19 protein-coding genes and 1 tRNA gene are annotated in these 16,627 nt (G+C 58.5%); 15 read left to right on the plus strand and 5 right to left on the minus strand.

Annotation, left to right across the window (positions count from 1 at the left end):
* Position 1: 1 nt before the first annotated feature.
* From IM764_RS09620 to trxA, 9 genes are all read left to right on the plus strand, one after another.
* A complete protein-coding gene (locus IM764_RS09620) occupies positions 2–307 on the plus strand; it encodes a metal-sensitive transcriptional regulator (protein WP_070478524.1) in 306 nt (101 codons plus the stop codon).
* Between the two features lie 411 nt (positions 308–718).
* Positions 719–1,045, plus strand: coding sequence for a hypothetical protein (locus IM764_RS09625; protein ID WP_083290898.1), 327 nt, complete (start codon positions 719–721; stop codon positions 1,043–1,045).
* Between the two features lie 41 nt (positions 1,046–1,086).
* Positions 1,087–1,266 carry a hypothetical protein gene (locus IM764_RS09630; protein WP_099299416.1) on the plus strand — a complete coding sequence of 60 codons (180 nt, stop codon included), beginning with the start codon at positions 1,087–1,089 and terminating at the stop codon, positions 1,264–1,266.
* A 67-nt stretch (positions 1,267–1,333) separates the two neighbouring features.
* Entirely contained in the window at positions 1,334–1,798 is a 465-nt protein-coding gene (locus IM764_RS09635) for a carboxymuconolactone decarboxylase family protein (RefSeq protein WP_228073733.1), read from the plus strand.
* 15 nt (positions 1,799–1,813) lie between these two features.
* Positions 1,814–1,887, plus strand: a tRNA-Cys gene (locus IM764_RS09640).
* A gap of 146 nt (positions 1,888–2,033) precedes the next feature.
* Positions 2,034–2,417 (plus strand): helix-turn-helix transcriptional regulator, encoded by a 384-nt coding sequence (locus IM764_RS09645; protein ID WP_228008270.1) that lies wholly within the window; start codon positions 2,034–2,036, stop codon positions 2,415–2,417.
* A gap of 2 nt (positions 2,418–2,419) precedes the next feature.
* A complete protein-coding gene (locus tag IM764_RS09650) occupies positions 2,420–3,361 on the plus strand; it encodes a cation diffusion facilitator family transporter (RefSeq protein ID WP_070478530.1) in 942 nt (313 codons plus the stop codon).
* Between the two features lie 120 nt (positions 3,362–3,481).
* Positions 3,482–4,096 carry a CueP family metal-binding protein gene (locus IM764_RS09655; protein WP_180965366.1) on the plus strand — a complete coding sequence of 205 codons (615 nt, stop codon included), beginning with the start codon at positions 3,482–3,484 and terminating at the stop codon, positions 4,094–4,096.
* 94 nt (positions 4,097–4,190) lie between these two features.
* A complete protein-coding gene (trxA, locus tag IM764_RS09660; RefSeq protein ID WP_099299417.1) occupies positions 4,191–4,514 on the plus strand; it encodes a thioredoxin in 324 nt (107 codons plus the stop codon).
* A 654-nt stretch (positions 4,515–5,168) separates the two neighbouring features.
* On the opposite strand, the gene IM764_RS09665 is transcribed toward trxA, so the two are convergent.
* From IM764_RS09665 to IM764_RS09675, 3 genes are all read right to left on the minus strand, one after another.
* Positions 5,169–6,602 (minus strand): hypothetical protein, encoded by a 1,434-nt coding sequence (locus IM764_RS09665; protein WP_194187677.1) that lies wholly within the window; start codon positions 6,600–6,602, stop codon positions 5,169–5,171.
* 19 nt (positions 6,603–6,621) lie between these two features.
* Complete coding sequence (locus tag IM764_RS09670; protein WP_194187678.1) at positions 6,622–7,098, minus strand: MerR family transcriptional regulator; 477 nt, start codon at positions 7,096–7,098, stop codon at positions 6,622–6,624.
* A gap of 66 nt (positions 7,099–7,164) precedes the next feature.
* Positions 7,165–8,736, minus strand: coding sequence for a hypothetical protein (locus IM764_RS09675; protein WP_194187679.1), 1,572 nt, complete (start codon positions 8,734–8,736; stop codon positions 7,165–7,167).
* 725 nt (positions 8,737–9,461) lie between these two features.
* Between IM764_RS09675 and IM764_RS09680 the strand changes: the two genes are divergently transcribed.
* From IM764_RS09680 to IM764_RS09690, 3 genes are read left to right on the plus strand one after another with little or no spacing between them, the layout of a single operon-like run.
* Positions 9,462–10,187, plus strand: a complete 726-nt coding sequence (locus IM764_RS09680) for a nucleoside hydrolase (RefSeq protein ID WP_228073735.1) — start codon at positions 9,462–9,464, stop codon at positions 10,185–10,187.
* Positions 10,174–10,734: a hypothetical protein gene (locus tag IM764_RS09685; protein ID WP_194187681.1), complete on the plus strand. Its 561-nt coding sequence runs from the start codon at positions 10,174–10,176 to the stop codon at positions 10,732–10,734. Before IM764_RS09680 ends, IM764_RS09685 begins: the two co-directional genes overlap by 14 nt.
* Entirely contained in the window at positions 10,715–11,716 is a 1,002-nt protein-coding gene (locus IM764_RS09690) for a hypothetical protein (RefSeq protein ID WP_194187682.1), read from the plus strand. The genes IM764_RS09685 and IM764_RS09690 overlap by 20 nt, the downstream gene beginning before the upstream one ends.
* Here IM764_RS09690 and IM764_RS09695 read toward each other — a convergent pair.
* Both IM764_RS09695 and IM764_RS09700 read right to left on the minus strand, forming a co-directional pair.
* Positions 11,691–11,975 carry a hypothetical protein gene (locus IM764_RS09695; RefSeq protein WP_194187683.1) on the minus strand — a complete coding sequence of 95 codons (285 nt, stop codon included), beginning with the start codon at positions 11,973–11,975 and terminating at the stop codon, positions 11,691–11,693. The two genes, IM764_RS09690 and IM764_RS09695, sit on opposite strands and share 26 nt — an antisense overlap.
* Positions 11,975–12,598: a helix-turn-helix transcriptional regulator gene (locus tag IM764_RS09700; protein ID WP_194187684.1), complete on the minus strand. Its 624-nt coding sequence runs from the start codon at positions 12,596–12,598 to the stop codon at positions 11,975–11,977. Before IM764_RS09700 ends, IM764_RS09695 begins: the two co-directional genes overlap by 1 nt.
* A 210-nt stretch (positions 12,599–12,808) precedes the next feature.
* Between IM764_RS09700 and IM764_RS09705 the strand changes: the two genes are divergently transcribed.
* From IM764_RS09705 to IM764_RS09715, 3 genes are read left to right on the plus strand one after another with little or no spacing between them, the layout of a single operon-like run.
* Positions 12,809–13,765, plus strand: a complete 957-nt coding sequence (locus IM764_RS09705; RefSeq protein WP_194187685.1) for a hypothetical protein — start codon at positions 12,809–12,811, stop codon at positions 13,763–13,765.
* A gap of 29 nt (positions 13,766–13,794) precedes the next feature.
* Positions 13,795–14,775, plus strand: coding sequence for a hypothetical protein (locus IM764_RS09710; protein ID WP_194187686.1), 981 nt, complete (start codon positions 13,795–13,797; stop codon positions 14,773–14,775).
* A gap of 2 nt (positions 14,776–14,777) precedes the next feature.
* Positions 14,778–16,604, plus strand: coding sequence for a cutinase family protein (locus IM764_RS09715; RefSeq protein ID WP_194187687.1), 1,827 nt, complete (start codon positions 14,778–14,780; stop codon positions 16,602–16,604).
* Positions 16,605–16,627 lie beyond the last annotated feature (23 nt).

Here is a 16,627-nt window from a genome sequence, read left to right on the forward strand (position 1 = left end):
CATGTCTGTCGACACCGATTCTCATCAGCACGGATACATCAACGACAAGGAGCGCTACCTCGGCCGTATGAAGCGCATTGAGGGTCAAGCCCGAGGGATCGCGAAGATGATCGATGAAGAGAAATACTGCATCGACATCCTCACCCAGGTATCCGCCCTGACCCGCGCCCTCCAGGGGGTCGCGACCGGTCTACTCGACGATCATCTCAAGCACTGTGTGCTCGACGCAGCGAAGCTCAGCGACGAGGCGGCCGTCGAGAAGATACAGGAAGCCACCGACGCCATCAACCGACTCGTCCGCTCCTAATCCCGGACCCCGAGGCCGCGTTCCAGGACACGGCGGGAAGCCCTCACGACGCCCTCCACGCCTGATCCTCACCGACACGCCGTCCGCCCGCGATGCGCCCACTTTCGCTCAACGGGCCAGGCGAGCCGGCGCCCACGGCGTGCGCTTGCAGGCCGCGGCCGGGCTGCTGCGCATGAGTGCGGTGTACCAACGCCCCGTGGTCCGCTCGACCGCACCCCTACGATCCTCGTCCTTCGCACGCTCCATTCCGACCCCGAGCTGCAGTGCGACGTCACCGTCGAAACCCTGACCGCGACCGTCGACCCCCTGTCCCTCGAACTGCCGGAGACCTCGCTGGCACCCGCTTGGACCAGCGTCGAACCCCCACAACACGGGTGGAGATACATTGCGGACGTGTCCAGTCTGACGCTGATGCGTAGCGTCCGTGCCGGCATCGAGGCCGTGGCCCAAGCACTTCCCGACAAACCCGGCGACGATGTCGCCCGCAAGATCCGGGGCATGGTCTGGGGCACCCCGGACACAGCCCTCGCGTCGCTGCCACAAGGCGTCGCGTTCGCCGCCTACGTCTTCGGGTTCCTCAGCTCCGAAGGAGAGGCCGCGATCTCCACCGCCGGCCGCTGGACGCGGTTGACCCTTCCGACTGGACACGTACTCCTGCGCGGACCCGTCGTCTCTGGCCTCACCTCAATCCGCCGCACCCGGCCACGCGTCTCCGAGTCCTTCAAACCAATCGGATAATACTTGATACCCCATAGGGGTAAAGGGTAGGATTGGTGACTATGAGAGAGGCTGAACACGCGCACGCCACGTATGACACACCGCACCTGGATGCGGCCGGGATCGTGAGTCGGCAGCAACGCGAGTCCGGCGACTTCTACCTATTGACCGGTGTACATGCCGGGCATCAGCAGCAGGAACGCATCCCTGCGGGTTCAACCTCGAACTCGCGACCAAACTGACTAAGGAGGCATTATGCCCCGTTTTTCCCGATTGACCCCTGAGACCGCAGTGGGGAGCTCACGAGACTTGCTCGGCGATCTCGTCGAGCGGCACGGCGAGGTCGGAGACATGGTCTCGACGATGGCGCATTCCCCGGCGGTGCTCGGCGGTTATCTCCAGCTGAGCAAAGCCATGCGTCGCGCCAAGCTCGACCGCAAGGTCAGCGAGCTCGTTTCGATCGCCGTGCAGTCGCAGCAAGGATGCGGAATGTGCCTGGCCTCGCACATCAGCGCGGCACGATCACTCGGGGTCAGCGATAACGAGATCGCACTCGCCCAGCAGGGTACGGCGATGACCGGCCCGGTCGCGGCGATGATCGCGCTCGGCCTCCAGGTCTACCGTGAGCCTGCGTCGATCACCGACGAGCAGATCGACGAGCTTCGGGGGTTCGGGTACAGCGACCGTGAGATCTCTGATGTCGTCGGGGTCGTGTCGCTGAACATTCTCACCGGCGCCTTCAACCTGGTTGCCGGCCTCACGCCGGGCGACTGATCTTGCCGGCGACTTGGCGCCTTGGCCGAGAGGATAGGCAGCGGTCTGCAAAACCTTGTACACGGGTTCGAGTCCCGTAGGCACCTCCACTTTCCGCCGAATCCAATAAGGCACGCGTCGCAGGAAGCGGGCAGTCCACCCTCGGGCGCGCCGGAACCTCTGAGCTTCATTTCGCATCGAGCGACAGATCACACTCGACAATATCGTCATAGAGCGATATAATCGCTATATGACTATGAATCAACAAGAGGGGGCAACCCTCGACGAGGTGGCGACAGCAGCGTACGCCCACCTGTTCCAGGCATTTGCAGAACCGACGAGGTTGGCGATCGTGCAGCACCTCGCCTCGGGCGAGCACCGGGTCCGCGATCTGGTCGAGCACATGGGCCTGGCCCAGTCCACGGTAAGCAAACATGTCGGCTTTCTCGTTGAGTGCGGCCTGGCGACGATGCGCCCGGAAGGGCGCTCCACCTGGTACTCGCTGACACAGCCCGAACTCCTGCGTACCCTCGTCGCCGCTGCCGAATGCCTCCTCGATGCCACCGGCACGCAGGCCCTGCTCTGCACGCACCTGCGACTCCCACATACCCACCACGCGACAGATACGGAGAAGAAGTAGACATGGGCGCAGGACACAATCACGGCCCCGCAGCCAGCGAGACCGGGCACCCTGGAGATTTCCGCAAGAAACTCTGGATCGCATTCTCGATCACCGCGACGATCGTCGTCGCCCAGGCCATCGGCTCGGTCATCACCGGCAGCCTCGCACTGCTAACCGACACCGCCCATGCCATCACCGATGCCGTCGGCCTACTGGTCGCACTGATCGCCGGGACGCTGATGCTCAAGCCCGCCAACTCCAAGCGCACCTGGGGGTTCCGACGTATCGAGGTGATCGCAGCCCTCGGACAGTCGGCACTGCTGCTGGTGGTGGGCACGTACGCCGCCATCGAAGGAATCCGGCGACTGTTCGAGCCGCCGGAGGTGCCCGCAAGCGAACTGCTGATCTTCGGCATCATCGGCCTGGTCGCGAACATCATCGCCATCACCATCCTCGCCTCCAGCCGCGGTTCGAACTTCAACATGCGTGCCGCGTTCCTCGAAGTCCTCAACGACGCCCTCGGCTCACTCGGAGTGATCATCGCGGCGATCGTGATCTCCACGACCGGGTTCATGCAGGCCGACGCCATCGCCGGACTGTTCATCGCCACCCTGATCGTGCCTCGCGCGTTCAAGCTGATGCGCGAGACCACCGGCGTCCTCATGGAGTTCACTCCTAAGGGCCTCGACCTCGACAAAGTCCGCTCACACATCCTCGAACTCGACCACGTCCAGGATGTTCATGATCTGCACGCCTCCACTGTGGCGACCGGCCTACCGACCCTGACCGCCCACGTCGTCGTCGACGACGAATGCTTCACCGACGGTCATGCCGCCCAGATGCTCCAAGAGATCAAAGACTGCGTCGCAGGACACTTCGAGGTCTCCGTCCATCACGCAACCTTCCAGATCGAGACCGAGCACATTGCCGAACATGAACCGGAAGTCAGCAAGCACGACTGAACGCAGCGCCCCCTCCCGGGCTCGTACCGGGCGGGGCGCTTCCGCATCACACAGGTAGGCACTACCCCTATGGGGTACTATGGCCAATTGGCACCACGGGCAGGCACGAGAAGGAATCCCATGAAAAACCTCAGGTCATTGCCGAAGTACGGCGGGAAGAAAACCGCTGCAACCACCGTCGTGATCGGCGCTTTCCTGCTCACCGGATGCGCGGCCGCCAACGACTCACCCTCAGCCACCTCGGCCAGCGGAGCCGAGATTCTTGTCGAGAATGGTCTCGAAGGCCTCGACGTGCGGGAGCTGGTCGAAACGCTCGATGCGATCCCGCTGGACGATCGCACGGAGACCTTGACCACGTCGATCACTGCGGAGATGGTCACGCTCACTGATCAGCACGAGCACGCGACAGAGGTGCGGTTGCCCAGTGACGAGATCTACGTATCCGTTGCCCCGTATCGGTCGCAGACCCATGATTGCTACTACCACAGCCCGACCGGATGCCTGGGCGAGCTGCGCAACGCAGACGTGGCCGTAACGGTGACGGATGCGACGACCGGCGAGACGATCGTCGACGAGGAGTTGAGAACCCTCGACAACGGCTTCGTCGGGATCTGGCTGCCCCGAGGCATCGAGACATCGATCTCGATCACCCACGACGGCCAGACCGTCACCTCCGAACTTTCGACCGTCGGCGACGATGCGCAAACCTGCCTGACCACGATGCGACTGGTCTAAAACTAGCACCACGGGAATACCCCCACCGGGTAGGGTGTTGTGATGTGCGCGCGGTCTATCGCACGCGACGTGTAATAGGAAGGAAAGCAGTCCCATGAGCGAAGTCACCACCGTCGACACCCAGGCCTTCGAAGAGGTTGTGCTCCAGAGCGAGGTCCCCGTTCTCGTGGACTTCTGGGCAGCCTGGTGCGGCCCGTGCCGTGCGATCGCGCCGGTCCTGGACCAGATTGCAGCTGAGCAGGATGGAAAGCTCCTCATCGCCAAGCTCAATGTCGACGAGAACCCCGACATCGCCTCACGCTACAACATCAGTTCGATCCCTGTGATGAAGGTCTTCGACAAGGGTGAAATCGTGCGCGAGATCATTGGGGCGATGCCGAAGCCGCAGATCGAGCAACGCCTCGAAGGCATTATCTGAGGCTCGGCCGTCGAACCGTTCCCGAACTCCGCCGACCGTTGCGCGGCAGTTGATGGTCGCCCGACTCAGCGTGATTGCATACGTAATGCAAGACTGCGCAGTGCAACGAGCGCTTGAAGTGGCAGGACCCCGTTACCGAAGGCGGTCTTCTGCTGATTTGCAGTCAGTCCGCCCATCGTGTCGGTAATCCATCTGACTGGCAGATCCATAAGCCATTCCACGAACTCCGGCGACGGGCGTGGCCCTCTGTCCTCGTTCATATACACCAAATACACGGTTTGCAAGAAGTTAAGCAGTGTCACCAGAAAAGGGGTCAGGTCCATGCACCGATTGCGCGAGTAGATACCGGAAGCGGTAAAGCAGTAAATACTGGGATACTAGGAGCGGTAGCGCGGTATTTCTGTCGTTCTTGGTCTATTCCTCGTCGTGGTTGTCTGGGTGCGTGGCGACTACGTAGGAACTGGTGATGAAGTGGAGTGCTACACAGCGTAAATCGTCGTATGACTTCGACGAGAGATCTGACAGCAGCACGATGTTGCCGGATGCTAGAACTATTGGGCTAGGGGCAAGTAAATCTTTGATTCACGCGGCAGCTCAACAGAGCGGAGCGAAGGCGGGATTGTTCTTTGTCGAATGTGGGGTGCCTTGTCGTCGCTAGGTGAAATAGCTCTTCAGTGCGTTTTCAATGATGGTCCCCAACGTTAGATTGTTACTATGTGCGTACTCTTTGGCCTGTGACAAGGTGTCGGGGTCGAGGGTTAGTTCAACAGTGCTGTGATCAGGGTCTGTTGAGGCGCGGGAAGCTAGGACATTCTCAATGGCCTGTGGCGTGGTGCTGGGGGAGAGAGGGTTGAGGTTGAGACACTGGATGAAGATCAAGCTGGTGAGGTGGGTGATCTCATGATCAGCAGTGTCTGCCTTCTGGTGAAGATAGTCGGTGTTGCCTGCCTGGAGCATTTGGAGATTGTTCAACGCAGCATGCATTGCGGTGTCTTTAACGTCGGTGGTGGTTAGCCACTCATCGTATTCATCGTTGTCCTGTTCTTGGGCGTGATAGACGGCTGACTGCATGGCGATAACAATGTCGTGGAGGGACGCAACGTGTGCGGCTTGTTGTACTCGTGCAGTGAGCGCATCGCGCTGTGCAATGGTCAGGCGGACAGTCGATGTGATCAATCCATAGTAATCTTCCACTTCCACAGTTTGCAGAGCCTTGGCGGCCTCGGTCGCCACGATGTGGGGGAGAAGCCAGCGCAGTTCGTTGACTTCTTCGTCTGCCAATAGCCCCTGTGTGAGGTCTGATAAAAGCGTCGTATATACGCGCTCTTTTTCTGTTCCCGATCCCTGGTGCCCCAGGTCAAGAGAGGAGAAGTGTTCGAGCCCTGTGAGGTTTGCTGGGTCGTCTTTGTCCCATGTGAAGTGTGAGGTCTGTGGACGAGAGCTGATAGTGAGCAGCCCTTCTTCCCATGCGCGATTGACCAGCGAAAACTCTAGTCGTGAGGTTTCTATGTTGAGTCCCAAGTGCCGCTGGAGCCAGAGTAAGGTGCCGATTTTCGTGAGAATAGAGGCCTGTTCTAAGGCTTGTTCAAAAGTTCCGTCGCTTAGGCGCTGAGCACGTTGTTTGAGTACCGCTTGGCGTCGTTGTTCGAGTTGCGCGGCGCGAAGGCGTCGTTCTTCTCGCGCTTCGCGCTCTCGTCGTTCTCGATTGATCATGTCGACGCGTTGAGCATGGTAGTCGGGATCAAGAACGTGGTTGACCTGTGTGGTGAAGTGGTTAATGCAGTGACGGCATTTCGTCTCTTTTCCTCTAAGGGTTTCTCCCACCTTGCTTCGCCCGGAAAGTTCCATCGGGCCATTGCACGTCGAACATGAATATCCAGTGAGAGTTGCAGTGACTCCTGCGCCAGCAGCGAATCGAGCATTTGTTGCCCACGAAGAATAGTCGATTTCGTGAGCAGAAGATACCCATTCCAACGCCTTGAGGTCGCCTGTGTACTGCCAGTATTGCAGGCCGATATGTTGGAGTTCTTCTGGTGCGGCAGGGTTGACGGTGATCTGCAATTGGGGTGCTGTGGCGGGGTTTGTCATCGGCTTTTCTCCGTAGGATCTATGCTGCGGTAGTGGCGGGGGCTTGGCCGTTTTTGTTGAGTTGGGCGGATAGTTGGTTGATGACGCCGGGGATGGCGATGCCGAAGATGCCGTGGCCGCTAGTGAGTAGCTCTGCGATGTCGTCTGGTTGTGTACAGAGGTGGACGGTCGTGCCGTCAGAGAGCACGGTGGTTTCGGCGATGTCGTCCAGGTCGTAGGTGTGCAGGTGACTAAGTGTGGTGCGCATTTTTTTAAAGGAGATGCCAGTGGCTAGCAGGTTGACGATGATTTGGACGTTGACGAGGTCGCGGTAGGAGTAGGCGCGGGCGGTGCCTGATCCGGTGCCGGGGTTAATGGATGCGGTAATGATCTCGGTGGTTGTCCAGTAGTCGAGCTGGCGGTAGGTGCAGCCTGTCAGTGTGCAGACGTCGGGGGCGCGGTATCCGGCGTCGTCGGGGCGGGGGAACAGTGTGTCTTGGGTCAGATCCTGTGCCATGGGTATGTCTTTCTGTGGTCTTTAGCCTGGTGGCTGCTGGTTTTAGTGTAAATCAGGAAAGAGGGGTTAGCGGGGAGGATGGTCGGGGTGTGACGTGTGTTTGTGCTGCATGACGGGTTTCCAGTCGTGCCAGGTGCCGCACCAGTGGACGCTGTAGCGCTCGGCGACGGTGTGCCAGGCTGGTGCAGCTTGGAGTGCGGTGTCGCTGAAGTCGCAGCGGCTGAGCACGGTGGTAAACCAGGCATGTGGGCTGGTGGGAACGGTTTTTAGTCCCAGGGCGTAGAGACCATGGTCTGGCTGGTATTGGCTGGCTGCGATGGCGCGCAGCAGTTGAGGGGTGTCGATGTGCTCGGGGACATAAGCGTCGATCAACCGTGCCAGAGCTGTTTGGGACATCCGTCCCTTGTCCTGGCCAAGAAGGTGGCGGTAGGGGCCATTGGCTGACGGGCGGTACGGATCAGTCCGTGTGAGATCGTCGGCAATCATCCTGGCTCGTTGCGAACATTGAATTGGTTTCCGTTGAGCTTCGGTTTTTCCGCGCGCCTGCGCGCTGTGAGTTTCCCTCTGTAAAGAAGAAGAGAAGAGTAAACCGTAACCTACGGTGTAGGGGGTCTGGAGAAAATTTTTGACGCTGGCGATGGCGTGAGAAATCCGGGATCGGATGCCGTTGAAATAGCGTGTGTCGCGGGCTGCCAGGCGCTCGGTGAGTCCGTGTTTCCAGGCGGGGCCGTCCGGGTTGTGGCGGGGGATAGCCCAGTCGGGGATGTTCAGATCGCAAGTGTTGCCGACTCGTTTTTGCCAGGTGCCGTGGTGGACGAACGCGGCGTAGGTTTCGATGGCGCGCAGTTTGCCTCCATCGCGGAGGTGACAGAGGAAGCCTTCTTTGTTGAGGATGCTTCGGATGTGTTGGACGCGCTTAGCGGCGGATTCTTCGCTGGTCAGTGTGCAGCCGTGCTCCGCGACGGCGATACGCCAGATCGTGGCGTTGGAGGCGGTCAGGAAGTGGCCGTTGGGTTGGGCCAGGGAAGCCATCGCGGCGATGAGGGCGCGGATATTGTTCTCTGAGCAGGTCAGCGAGTTCCGGGAGCGTTGATCGAGTACCCAGTGGGTGGCGGCACCGATCCAGTGCTTTTTGCCATAGATCCGGCCCCGTTCGGCGTCGGCCTTGGGCAGTCGGCACCAGCTGCCCTCGCCGGGTTGGCCGTTGTTGAGGGCGTAGACCGTGCCGGAGAGCATGATCTGGGTGGCTTCCATCAGTGTGCAGAAGCGCTCTTCGTTGGCGGCTAGCCAGGTGAGGTTGGTGACGTAGTCGTCGCTCGGCAAGGTGAAGTAGGTGCCCCAGGCGGCGACTTTGCCACGCTTGGTGCGCGCTTTTTGCACCGTGCGGTGGGCGTTGCGCAGCTTGGCCAGTTCCTTGGCGCAGTCGTTGGCATCCCACCAGTCCACGCGGGGCATATCGTCGGCTGACCAGGCATAGTTCTGATCTTTGATGGCCTTGGAGAGTGCCGGGAGCTCCGGGTCGGCGTCGAATACGGATGGTGGGTCGGTGGGTGTGTGTGAAAAAAAATCCAGGTTGTTGTCGCGCCCGCTTGCATCTGCGGCAAGGGTACGGCTAACCTGGGGATCATCAATTGGCATTGATTTCCCTTGGTTGGGGCGACAAATTTTTGTTCGAGAAGAAGTTGGTACCTTCTTCTCACCGACTCTCTTAAATCCTCCTCGTTGGTCGCGGGGGGGATTTTTTCATGTCGTGTGAGCACGTTGTCTTGACGGAGTGCGGGTGAGGCAGGCCTCAAGAGTTCGTGGCGCTGATGATCGCTCAGCGCTGGCGACACGACTCAAAAATCGTCACCGTATGAAATTTGTACTGAGCACCTAACAGGTGAGGTGCGAAAACGTCTTTGTCTCTGCCGGTGAATGCCCTCCAGATAATTACACAAGTGTCATCTACGCATTTTCGCATAGGTTTACCCGGAGTGGGAGAGCGACGCGGGGGAGGGGGTTGCTACATAGCAGGAGTCCTTTCCTGCGAACCGTCCGAAAAGCTACGATGTGTACCGTTCCTGTAGTACACTGGCAACCAACGGCGAAGTTCGCCTTTGCAGACCCTCCGCTAGAGCGCCAACTCTATGATGCGGGGGGTTTTCCCTATGCTCTATAGGGATTGTGCGTGCCCCTGACTCGAACGAGGGGTGTAGTCCATCCACGCGGTGTAGATCTTATTACAACAGGTTCGTTGGGTGTTGTTTATTTGCAACGCGCCCTAATCAAAATCTACCAGAAAATATCATATCTTATGGCATGTATGATCATAACTATACGCTCGTTCTGAAGAGTGGTTGAGATTGTGAGACGTTATGAAGATGACTGATGGACGAACTGCAACAATAGTTGACACCGATGGGGGAGTGGATGACGTGCTTGCGATCCGCGTTGCCGAATCTTTGGCTCAAGTCCCTTTGACGGTAACAACGGTGGGAGGCAATGTCAGTGCCGATCAGGCCGCTCAGACGGTCAGTTTCATGACGGGGCTACCAGTGCACACTGGGCTGAATCCACATGGCTGGCAGCCAGAGCGGCGTCATGGAATCGACGGGGTACACGGTGCTTGGGACGGGGTTCATCGCCCTGTAGAGGCCGTAGGTGCAATTGATCTAATTGCTCAGGCCTTAACATCTTCCTCGTCCACGATCATGTGCCTCGGCCCGTTAACTAACTTGGCTGCTGCACTGAGCCGTGTGGGTGGTGCGCGTTATGTTCAATCCCCGCGGGTATTTGCCTTAGGAGGAGTTGAGGGTGCACCTGCTGGATTAAGAGACACTAATCGAAATGCAGATCCTGCTGCGAGTTTGGCGTGTGCAAACATTGTGTCGTGGGTGTCAATGCGTCATGCCGCAGAGCTCTCCGCCGTCAAGATGGCTGAGATCAGAGATAGCCCTGACTATGCCTGGATTGAACCTTTTGCTGAACGCACTTCCCAGTCTTGGGGATGGGCAGACCGTTTCCCCGTCTACGACGTGGCTGTGGTGACAGAAGCGTTGAACCCAGCATCCGCTATTGATGAGCTGATTTATCGTGCAGTGGCATAGAAAGCTCTATCTCGTACGCCTCGCCAGAATCGTTTCGCCGCAGCGGCGTGAGGAATGGAGCATCGATGCGCTTGTTCGCAATGTGCAACGTGTAGTCAAAGAGGATATTGATGTGGTCTTTGTCGAAGCGTCTGCGGTCTCGGGAGTATGTGGCTCGCGTGTTCGCATCGGGAACTACAACCGCTTGTGCGTCCCTGCGGTGCATCAGGCCGCGTCGTATGGCCTGTCTCAGGAGCTTGTACTTGTCCACGAGTTGGCTCATGTCTTGTGTCGCCATCGGGCATTGAGCTCTCGTAATGCCCGCGATCTTTCATCTCAGGTCGAGACGCTTTGGCCGGGACTTGATACCTCTTTCGTGCAGAAGTTTGTGGATGACAAGCAGGCGTTGAGTGACGAAGAAGAAGCTGAGTTCTTGTCTGCGATGATCCTTCGTACTGCGCGTCAGCACAGCGCAGTGGGGGCGCTACTCATCGAGCGAAGGTCACATCGTGGTCGCCGCCTTTCAGGACTATTTGGAGGAACCGGTTATGCCGACAAGCATCGCTGAGCCGTTGCACTTGAGTGTTTTGGTGGTGTGCGGCTTGATCGCTGCGGGAATTTGGTCGCGTGCTCATGTCCGCTATCAACAGTTTCTGACGCTGTCGCTGGTCTCAATCTTGATTGCCGAGACAATGAAAAGTACGGCGGTGACTGATTGGATGGCCTCGATGCAGATGCACCTGGTGTGGCGTGGTGTAACGCAGACGGTGTGTCTTTTAGGTCTGGCGTTTTTGACCGAAGCGATCCGTGCGAGCGTGTGGGGCGCACTATGGCAGTCGCGCAGGCTGTATCTCAGAGTGACGTTGGTCTGCTGCGTTGGAGTCCTGCTGGTGCTGATTTCTGCGTCAGTAGATCCTTCTGTTTCGAGGATCGAAAACGCGGGCGGAATCTTACCCGCTCTGTTTTTGCTTCTCTTTAGCAGTGCCACGGTTGTGCTGTGCGCTCAGGGATTGCTTCATATCTTGATTAACCGCCGAGAGTCGTCGTTCGGACTGTGGCTGAGCCAGGCGATTATTATGCTCTTTTCGTTGGACTCACTGTCTCTTGTCGTGGCGTTTTGGCTGCACGGGGGAGCTGATGGACGTGATGATGGTGGCGTGTTGTGGTTCTCATGTATTGCTGCGACTGGCACTGTGGCCCTGGCTGCTCTTGGATGGAAGGACGGTTCCCCGGAGCGCGATAGTGAGCATAAGGTGTTGCAGCTGTGGCGAATGCTTTATGAACGCCGTGGCCAGGGCGACCCTGTAGACGTGCTCGAGCAGCGAAAATGGGGAGGGGTTGACTTCACATGGATTGTGGTCGTGCGAGAGACTGCGGACTTCCTTGCATCGGAGTCAAGGAAGGTAAGTCACACAGAGCAGGATTCATCTTCGCTGGCGCGGGCGATCTATGACTTGGATGCGGGTGCGCAGCCTGTGAGTGAACCGCGGATCATCGACGGGTGGGATGAACTTGTGATGATCGCTAATGGTCTCGTGGATGAGAATTAGCAATGGTTTGTTGCATGATCTGCTCTGATCCTTCCCCTCGGAAGGTAAAGACTGCTGAACCGTCTTTCATCTGCTGACACATAAGGATGACCTGCCACATCCGAGAATCTGGCTTGACTAGTTCGTTCGGATCAATGTTCATCTGACCACAAGCGCGATTGCAATCCTCAAGTGTGCAGATGTCGGGCAGGGTGCCTGTAGGAAAATAGACGCTTGCCGCAGTACGGGTACGTTCGATCAGAAGGGCATTAGCATTCATCAGAACCTCCGAGTTGGTTGAAGATTTCTTTGCCGGTAACGCGCGATAGTGTCATCGCCGAGCTGATCATCAGGGATGAGCCCAAGTCTCCACCTGCGGTAGAGCTGGCCGTCGTAATCGGGGGATTCAGGGGCAACCAGCGGTTGATTCGAGACGATATTCGTCAAAAGCCTCAGTGCAACAGGGTCATTGGATTCGATTGTGGTGTCTATCCAACGACCCAACAAAGTGTTGGTAATCGCGGTGATCTTGTCTGTGAAGGTGGAGGCGGTGAAGTCTCCTGTGTGTTGATGGTGCTGAGCAAGCAGGGAGTTCCAGGTCATCAGTTCGGCGATTTCATCCTCGTGGATAAGTAACGCAGGCCTAGATGAGCTGGAGTGTTCGTCTCGCGCTTGAGAATCGCGGAAAAGTCTCTGTGTTGTTCCTTCATCCCACTGGAGGATTCTGTCAAGAGCCTGCATCGTCTTGCGGTGCGGGTTGATCACTTTGTCGTTCTCAAGGCGATTAAGAGAAGACGGGCTCGGGCCGTCAAGTTCGGCGACGTCTTCTATAGACAGTCCAAGTTCGTGTCGTCGGTCGCGGAGGGCACGACCGAACGAGGGGCGAGAAGACTGAGGAGACATGACTACCAGCCTAGACAACCGTGCAAATAAACCGCGAATGGCCCACCAGTTCAAAATGAAGTGGGGAATAACGACACTTGATGCCGTAAAAAACCATACATAAGCTAACTAAAATGATATTTAAATGATATGTGCACAGTAGACAAGAGGGATACGATGGGCATATAATGACATCGTTGTTAGTTCACTACGACCTAAGAAGGTTTGAAGATGACCCGTAAAAAGACCCCCTTGCTGATTGCTGCCTCAGTGGCCAGCCTGTTGTCGAGCGCGATTGCTTTCGCTGCGCCTGCAATGGCCGATGAAGAAGTTGTGGTGCAGCCGGGCACCGAAACTCCAGCCCCAGAGACTCCCTCGACTGACACGGGAGCTGCGCAGCCGGGAACCGAAACCCCGTCCGAGCCTGTCGAGGGCACCCAGCCAGGTACTGAAACTCCAGTCGAGGAAGCACCTGCACCTATCGAGGAGACCCCTCAGCCGGGCACCGAAACCCCGGTTGAGGAAGCACCCGCTCCTGTTGAAGAGACCACGCCGCCAGTGATCGAAGCGCCGGTCGAAGAGATTCCAGAGCCAGTGGATACAACTGCACCGGTCGAAGAAGTCCCTGTGGTCGAGCAGCCAGCGGTTGACGCAGCTCCAGCACCTGTAGCTTCCGATCCGGTCGCTGAATCCCCAGCAGTTCCTGCGGCTGAGGAACCAGTTGCTGAAACGACTCCAGCTCCTGTGGCTGAGGAACCAGTTGCTGAAACCACTCCAACCCCAGTTGCCCCAGCACCTGTTGTGCCAGCCAAGCCAGTGGTTCTCTCCGAGGGTGCCGCAGAGCTCACCGGCCCAGGCGTTGAGGCCACCGCCGGATATGTCACCGTGCCGTTTAAGACAACGGTCAATGCCGACGTCAACACCCAGTTCGGTGAGTTCTCCGCACCCGAGATCACTGTCGGTACCTACGACCTGGAGACCGGCACCGCCGATTTCTCTGTTGCGGGCAACGAAGAGACACTGGCTCTGGCCAAGCCAGTTGCAGACGGCGTGCGCGCTGCATCCGAGGCTGTACCAGCAGAGGTCACCGAGAACGCTCGCCAGACCACGGCATCCGGTGACTACCACGGCACCGTCGGCCCATGGGACGGCTCGGCCGTCTGGGGTTCCGAGTCACTACAGAAGTAGAGATCACGACGCGGTAAGGGGAAGAAACAATGGCAGATCCTAAAGAGGATGACATCCCAGAGTTGATCTCATGGGTCAACGGCTTTGGCGATGAACCTTCATCACCGAAGCCCAGTGACAAGCCTGTCGAAAAGCAGGTCGCGCCAGAGCAACCTGCTCCGCAGCGGCTGAGCATCGTCGAAGATCCTGAACCAGGGCCCGTAGAGGATTCCGCGGACGACCCTCGTGAAGACAACGATGACACCGATGAGGTGGATGCCCCTGAGATCAATAGCTGGGATGATCTCTTTGCCGCACCTGCTCCTGCCGCTCGGAACCAACAAGAGACTCCGGCCCCACCCCGGCGCAGGAAGAGCTCGGCACGCAAAGCTGAGGCCGGTACACCGCCGCCGAAGCGAGAGCGGCCAGCAAAAACTCGCCGCGAGGCATCCACGTGGGTAAAGCCCGCGGTCATCACTACTGGTGTGCTGACCACCGTTGGTCTGCTGGTCGGGGCGATTGTTGTCGGTCAGTCTTTCGGCACAGACTATTCCGCTGATCACACTGCGCCTGCGCAACCGTCTCTGGACAGCAGTGCGGGCCAGGCAGCGGCCACCACCACGCGTGACCGGTTGGCCACGGATATGCCCAAGGATTCCGTCACGGTCGTCAGCGATGGCTGTGACGTGGAACCAGGTCAAGAACGGATGCCGCCATCTCAGCGGAATCTGCGCAGTGCCTACATCACTTTTCAAAAAGAGTATGAGGCGCGCAATGCAGAAGGAATCACGGCATTGATCCTGCCGTCCAACAAAGAGTGGCGCGGACAGGACTGGGAGAAAATCTTGAACTCGGTGCCTGAAGATTACTCGTACTGCATGACCATGCCCCCAGCCGTAGGCACGACTGCTACGGCCACGATCCGTATGCACATGAATGGGAAAGACGTGATCTCTAACCAGAAAATCACCGGCCGAGCCGACAAGGACGGCCGCTGGGTCATTGAAAAAATCGAAGCGAAGAAGGATTAATCATGACGGCACGAACAGCGGTCACAGGGGTTGTTGCAACCATCGCGGCTTTTTTCCTGATTGTGGCAGGCGTGGCTCCGGCCGCCAGTGCCCAGTCAGAAGAATCCACGACAAGTAGCACCACTAGCGCCACCGCAGAAAGTCAGACGGAGCCTTCCTCGCTGGAGGAGACCACTGAATCAGCAGAGACGAGCTCGTCGGTTGCCGGTGATCCGGTTTCTCCTAAGACTGACTCCGGCAGTTGCGTCGATGTGTTCGCCCTGGGTGTGCAGGGAACCGGGCAAAGTAGTTTGACCACCCCGCGTGACATGGACGGGGGCTTCCTCGGAGAGATCCTGGGCCGGATGTTCACGTTCAAAGACGGTGACGACGCCCAGGCTGTGAAAGGCCAGTTCGCGCGGGAATATATTCCGTATGACGCGGGCTGGGGTGGATTCGCCAACGTGGGCACGATGACCTATCGCGACTCTGTTGCCGGTGGCATCAAGGCGCTCGAGACTCGAGCAACGGAAATTCTGGATGAATGCCCCAGCACCTACATCGTGCCGATTGGCTATTCGCAGGGCGCAGATGTCACAGATCATTTTCTGGAAAACGTCGGTAACGGATCATCCTCGGTGCCTGCTGAGTCAATCTTGGCGGGATTCAACATGGGTGCTCCCGCACGGCGGGAGGCTCAGCCCATTGCTGAAGGTGGTCGCGTCAGCGTCGACATCGGAGCTGACACTCCAGCGATCGACGCGTTGGAGGAGATCACGGCTCCTGTCCCTGACGGGGCCGGCTTGACCGCCACCGGCGATCATGTCCAGTCCTACGGTGCACTCGATGGCCGAGTGGTGAGCTTTTGCGAACATGGCGATCTGGTGTGTGACATGCCAGCGGATGCTCCCGCTGCGCGAGCGCTGGCGAAGCTGGCGACCTCGGTGACGATAAAGGGTGATCCTTTCCGGGCAATGGATCAGCTCAGCGACGCGCTGATCATGTCTCCACTGGAGGCGGCCAGCTCGGCAGTCAACGAAGATGTCCAGGGAGAAACGCTGGACTCGGTGAGCTTTACTCCATCGAAGACGATCTCGGAGCGTCTCGAGGATGCCGCCGCCCGTGATCCAGAAGAACTTGCAGGAAACGGTACGGAGTCCGCGACCGCCTCCGAGTCTGCAACACCAGAGGCAACCGAAACGGCTGTGCAGCCTGGTCTAGACATTGAAGACACCTCCAGTGCCACGGCGACGACATCTGCCTTGGGAAACTCTGCACTGTCTGTGGCTGGAACGGGTAGTGCATCTGACTCTCAAACGTTGTCCAGTGCCGGTCAGGCTCTTGGCAAGCTCGGTTTGCTGGGCGTGAATGCGTTGATTGCTGTGGCGCGTGAGACGTTTACACCAGACACGATCGCCCAGGTGGCAGGCGTTGGCTTGGTCAATCCCGCAGCTGCGCTGCCGGTGTTGGGTGCCAAGGTCGCTGCATCGGCCACAAAGGTGATGGCCCCGGTGGGCGTGCGTGGCGCGTCTGCTGCATTCGAGGTCGCTCAGGCTGAGGTGGATTCCAACGAGGGTCTGCTGCGCCTGGCCACCGATGTGAATTACTGGGCGCACTGGAAGAAGCACTCCAGCTACAACCACGTGCCCGTGGATGCCTCTGGCGATTCTGCGATGGAATACATCCGCAAGTTCTTGATGGCGGCGACTCAAGATACCGCACAGAAACCAGACGACTCTGAATCCGCGTCCGCATCTGAGACGTCCGAGAGTGAGACCACTGAATCCGCCACGGAGACCTCCACTGAGCAGGACACCCCGCGCGCATCGCAGACCGTGACCGCTGGTTAAACCGCTGACCGTTTTCCGACCTC

The organism is Corynebacterium sp. ED61 (genome assembly GCF_015233855.1).
Taxonomy (GTDB): domain Bacteria; phylum Actinomycetota; class Actinomycetes; order Mycobacteriales; family Mycobacteriaceae; genus Corynebacterium; species Corynebacterium dentalis.

Excerpts from the sequence above, each read along its gene's own strand:
- IM764_RS09620 (WP_070478524.1), top strand. The coding sequence starts at position 2 with ATGTCTGTCGACACCGATTCTCATCAGCACGGATACATCAACGACAAG.
- IM764_RS09625 (WP_083290898.1), top strand. The coding sequence starts at position 719 with ATGCGTAGCGTCCGTGCCGGCATCGAGGCCGTGGCCCAAGCACTTCCC.
- IM764_RS09630 (WP_099299416.1), top strand. The coding sequence starts at position 1,087 with ATGAGAGAGGCTGAACACGCGCACGCCACGTATGACACACCGCACCTG.
- IM764_RS09645 (WP_228008270.1), top strand. The coding sequence starts at position 2,034 with ATGAATCAACAAGAGGGGGCAACCCTCGACGAGGTGGCGACAGCAGCG.
- IM764_RS09650 (WP_070478530.1), top strand. The coding sequence starts at position 2,420 with ATGGGCGCAGGACACAATCACGGCCCCGCAGCCAGCGAGACCGGGCAC.
- IM764_RS09655 (WP_180965366.1), top strand. The coding sequence starts at position 3,482 with ATGAAAAACCTCAGGTCATTGCCGAAGTACGGCGGGAAGAAAACCGCT.
- trxA (WP_099299417.1), top strand. The coding sequence starts at position 4,191 with ATGAGCGAAGTCACCACCGTCGACACCCAGGCCTTCGAAGAGGTTGTG.
- IM764_RS09665 (WP_194187677.1), bottom strand. The coding sequence starts at position 6,602 with ATGACAAACCCCGCCACAGCACCCCAATTGCAGATCACCGTCAACCCT.
- IM764_RS09670 (WP_194187678.1), bottom strand. The coding sequence starts at position 7,098 with ATGGCACAGGATCTGACCCAAGACACACTGTTCCCCCGCCCCGACGAC.
- IM764_RS09675 (WP_194187679.1), bottom strand. The coding sequence starts at position 8,736 with ATGCCAATTGATGATCCCCAGGTTAGCCGTACCCTTGCCGCAGATGCA.
- IM764_RS09680 (WP_228073735.1), top strand. The coding sequence starts at position 9,462 with ATGACTGATGGACGAACTGCAACAATAGTTGACACCGATGGGGGAGTG.
- IM764_RS09690 (WP_194187682.1), top strand. The coding sequence starts at position 10,715 with ATGCCGACAAGCATCGCTGAGCCGTTGCACTTGAGTGTTTTGGTGGTG.
- IM764_RS09695 (WP_194187683.1), bottom strand. The coding sequence starts at position 11,975 with ATGAATGCTAATGCCCTTCTGATCGAACGTACCCGTACTGCGGCAAGC.
- IM764_RS09700 (WP_194187684.1), bottom strand. The coding sequence starts at position 12,598 with ATGTCTCCTCAGTCTTCTCGCCCCTCGTTCGGTCGTGCCCTCCGCGAC.
- IM764_RS09705 (WP_194187685.1), top strand. The coding sequence starts at position 12,809 with ATGACCCGTAAAAAGACCCCCTTGCTGATTGCTGCCTCAGTGGCCAGC.
- IM764_RS09710 (WP_194187686.1), top strand. The coding sequence starts at position 13,795 with ATGGCAGATCCTAAAGAGGATGACATCCCAGAGTTGATCTCATGGGTC.
- IM764_RS09715 (WP_194187687.1), top strand. The coding sequence starts at position 14,778 with ATGACGGCACGAACAGCGGTCACAGGGGTTGTTGCAACCATCGCGGCT.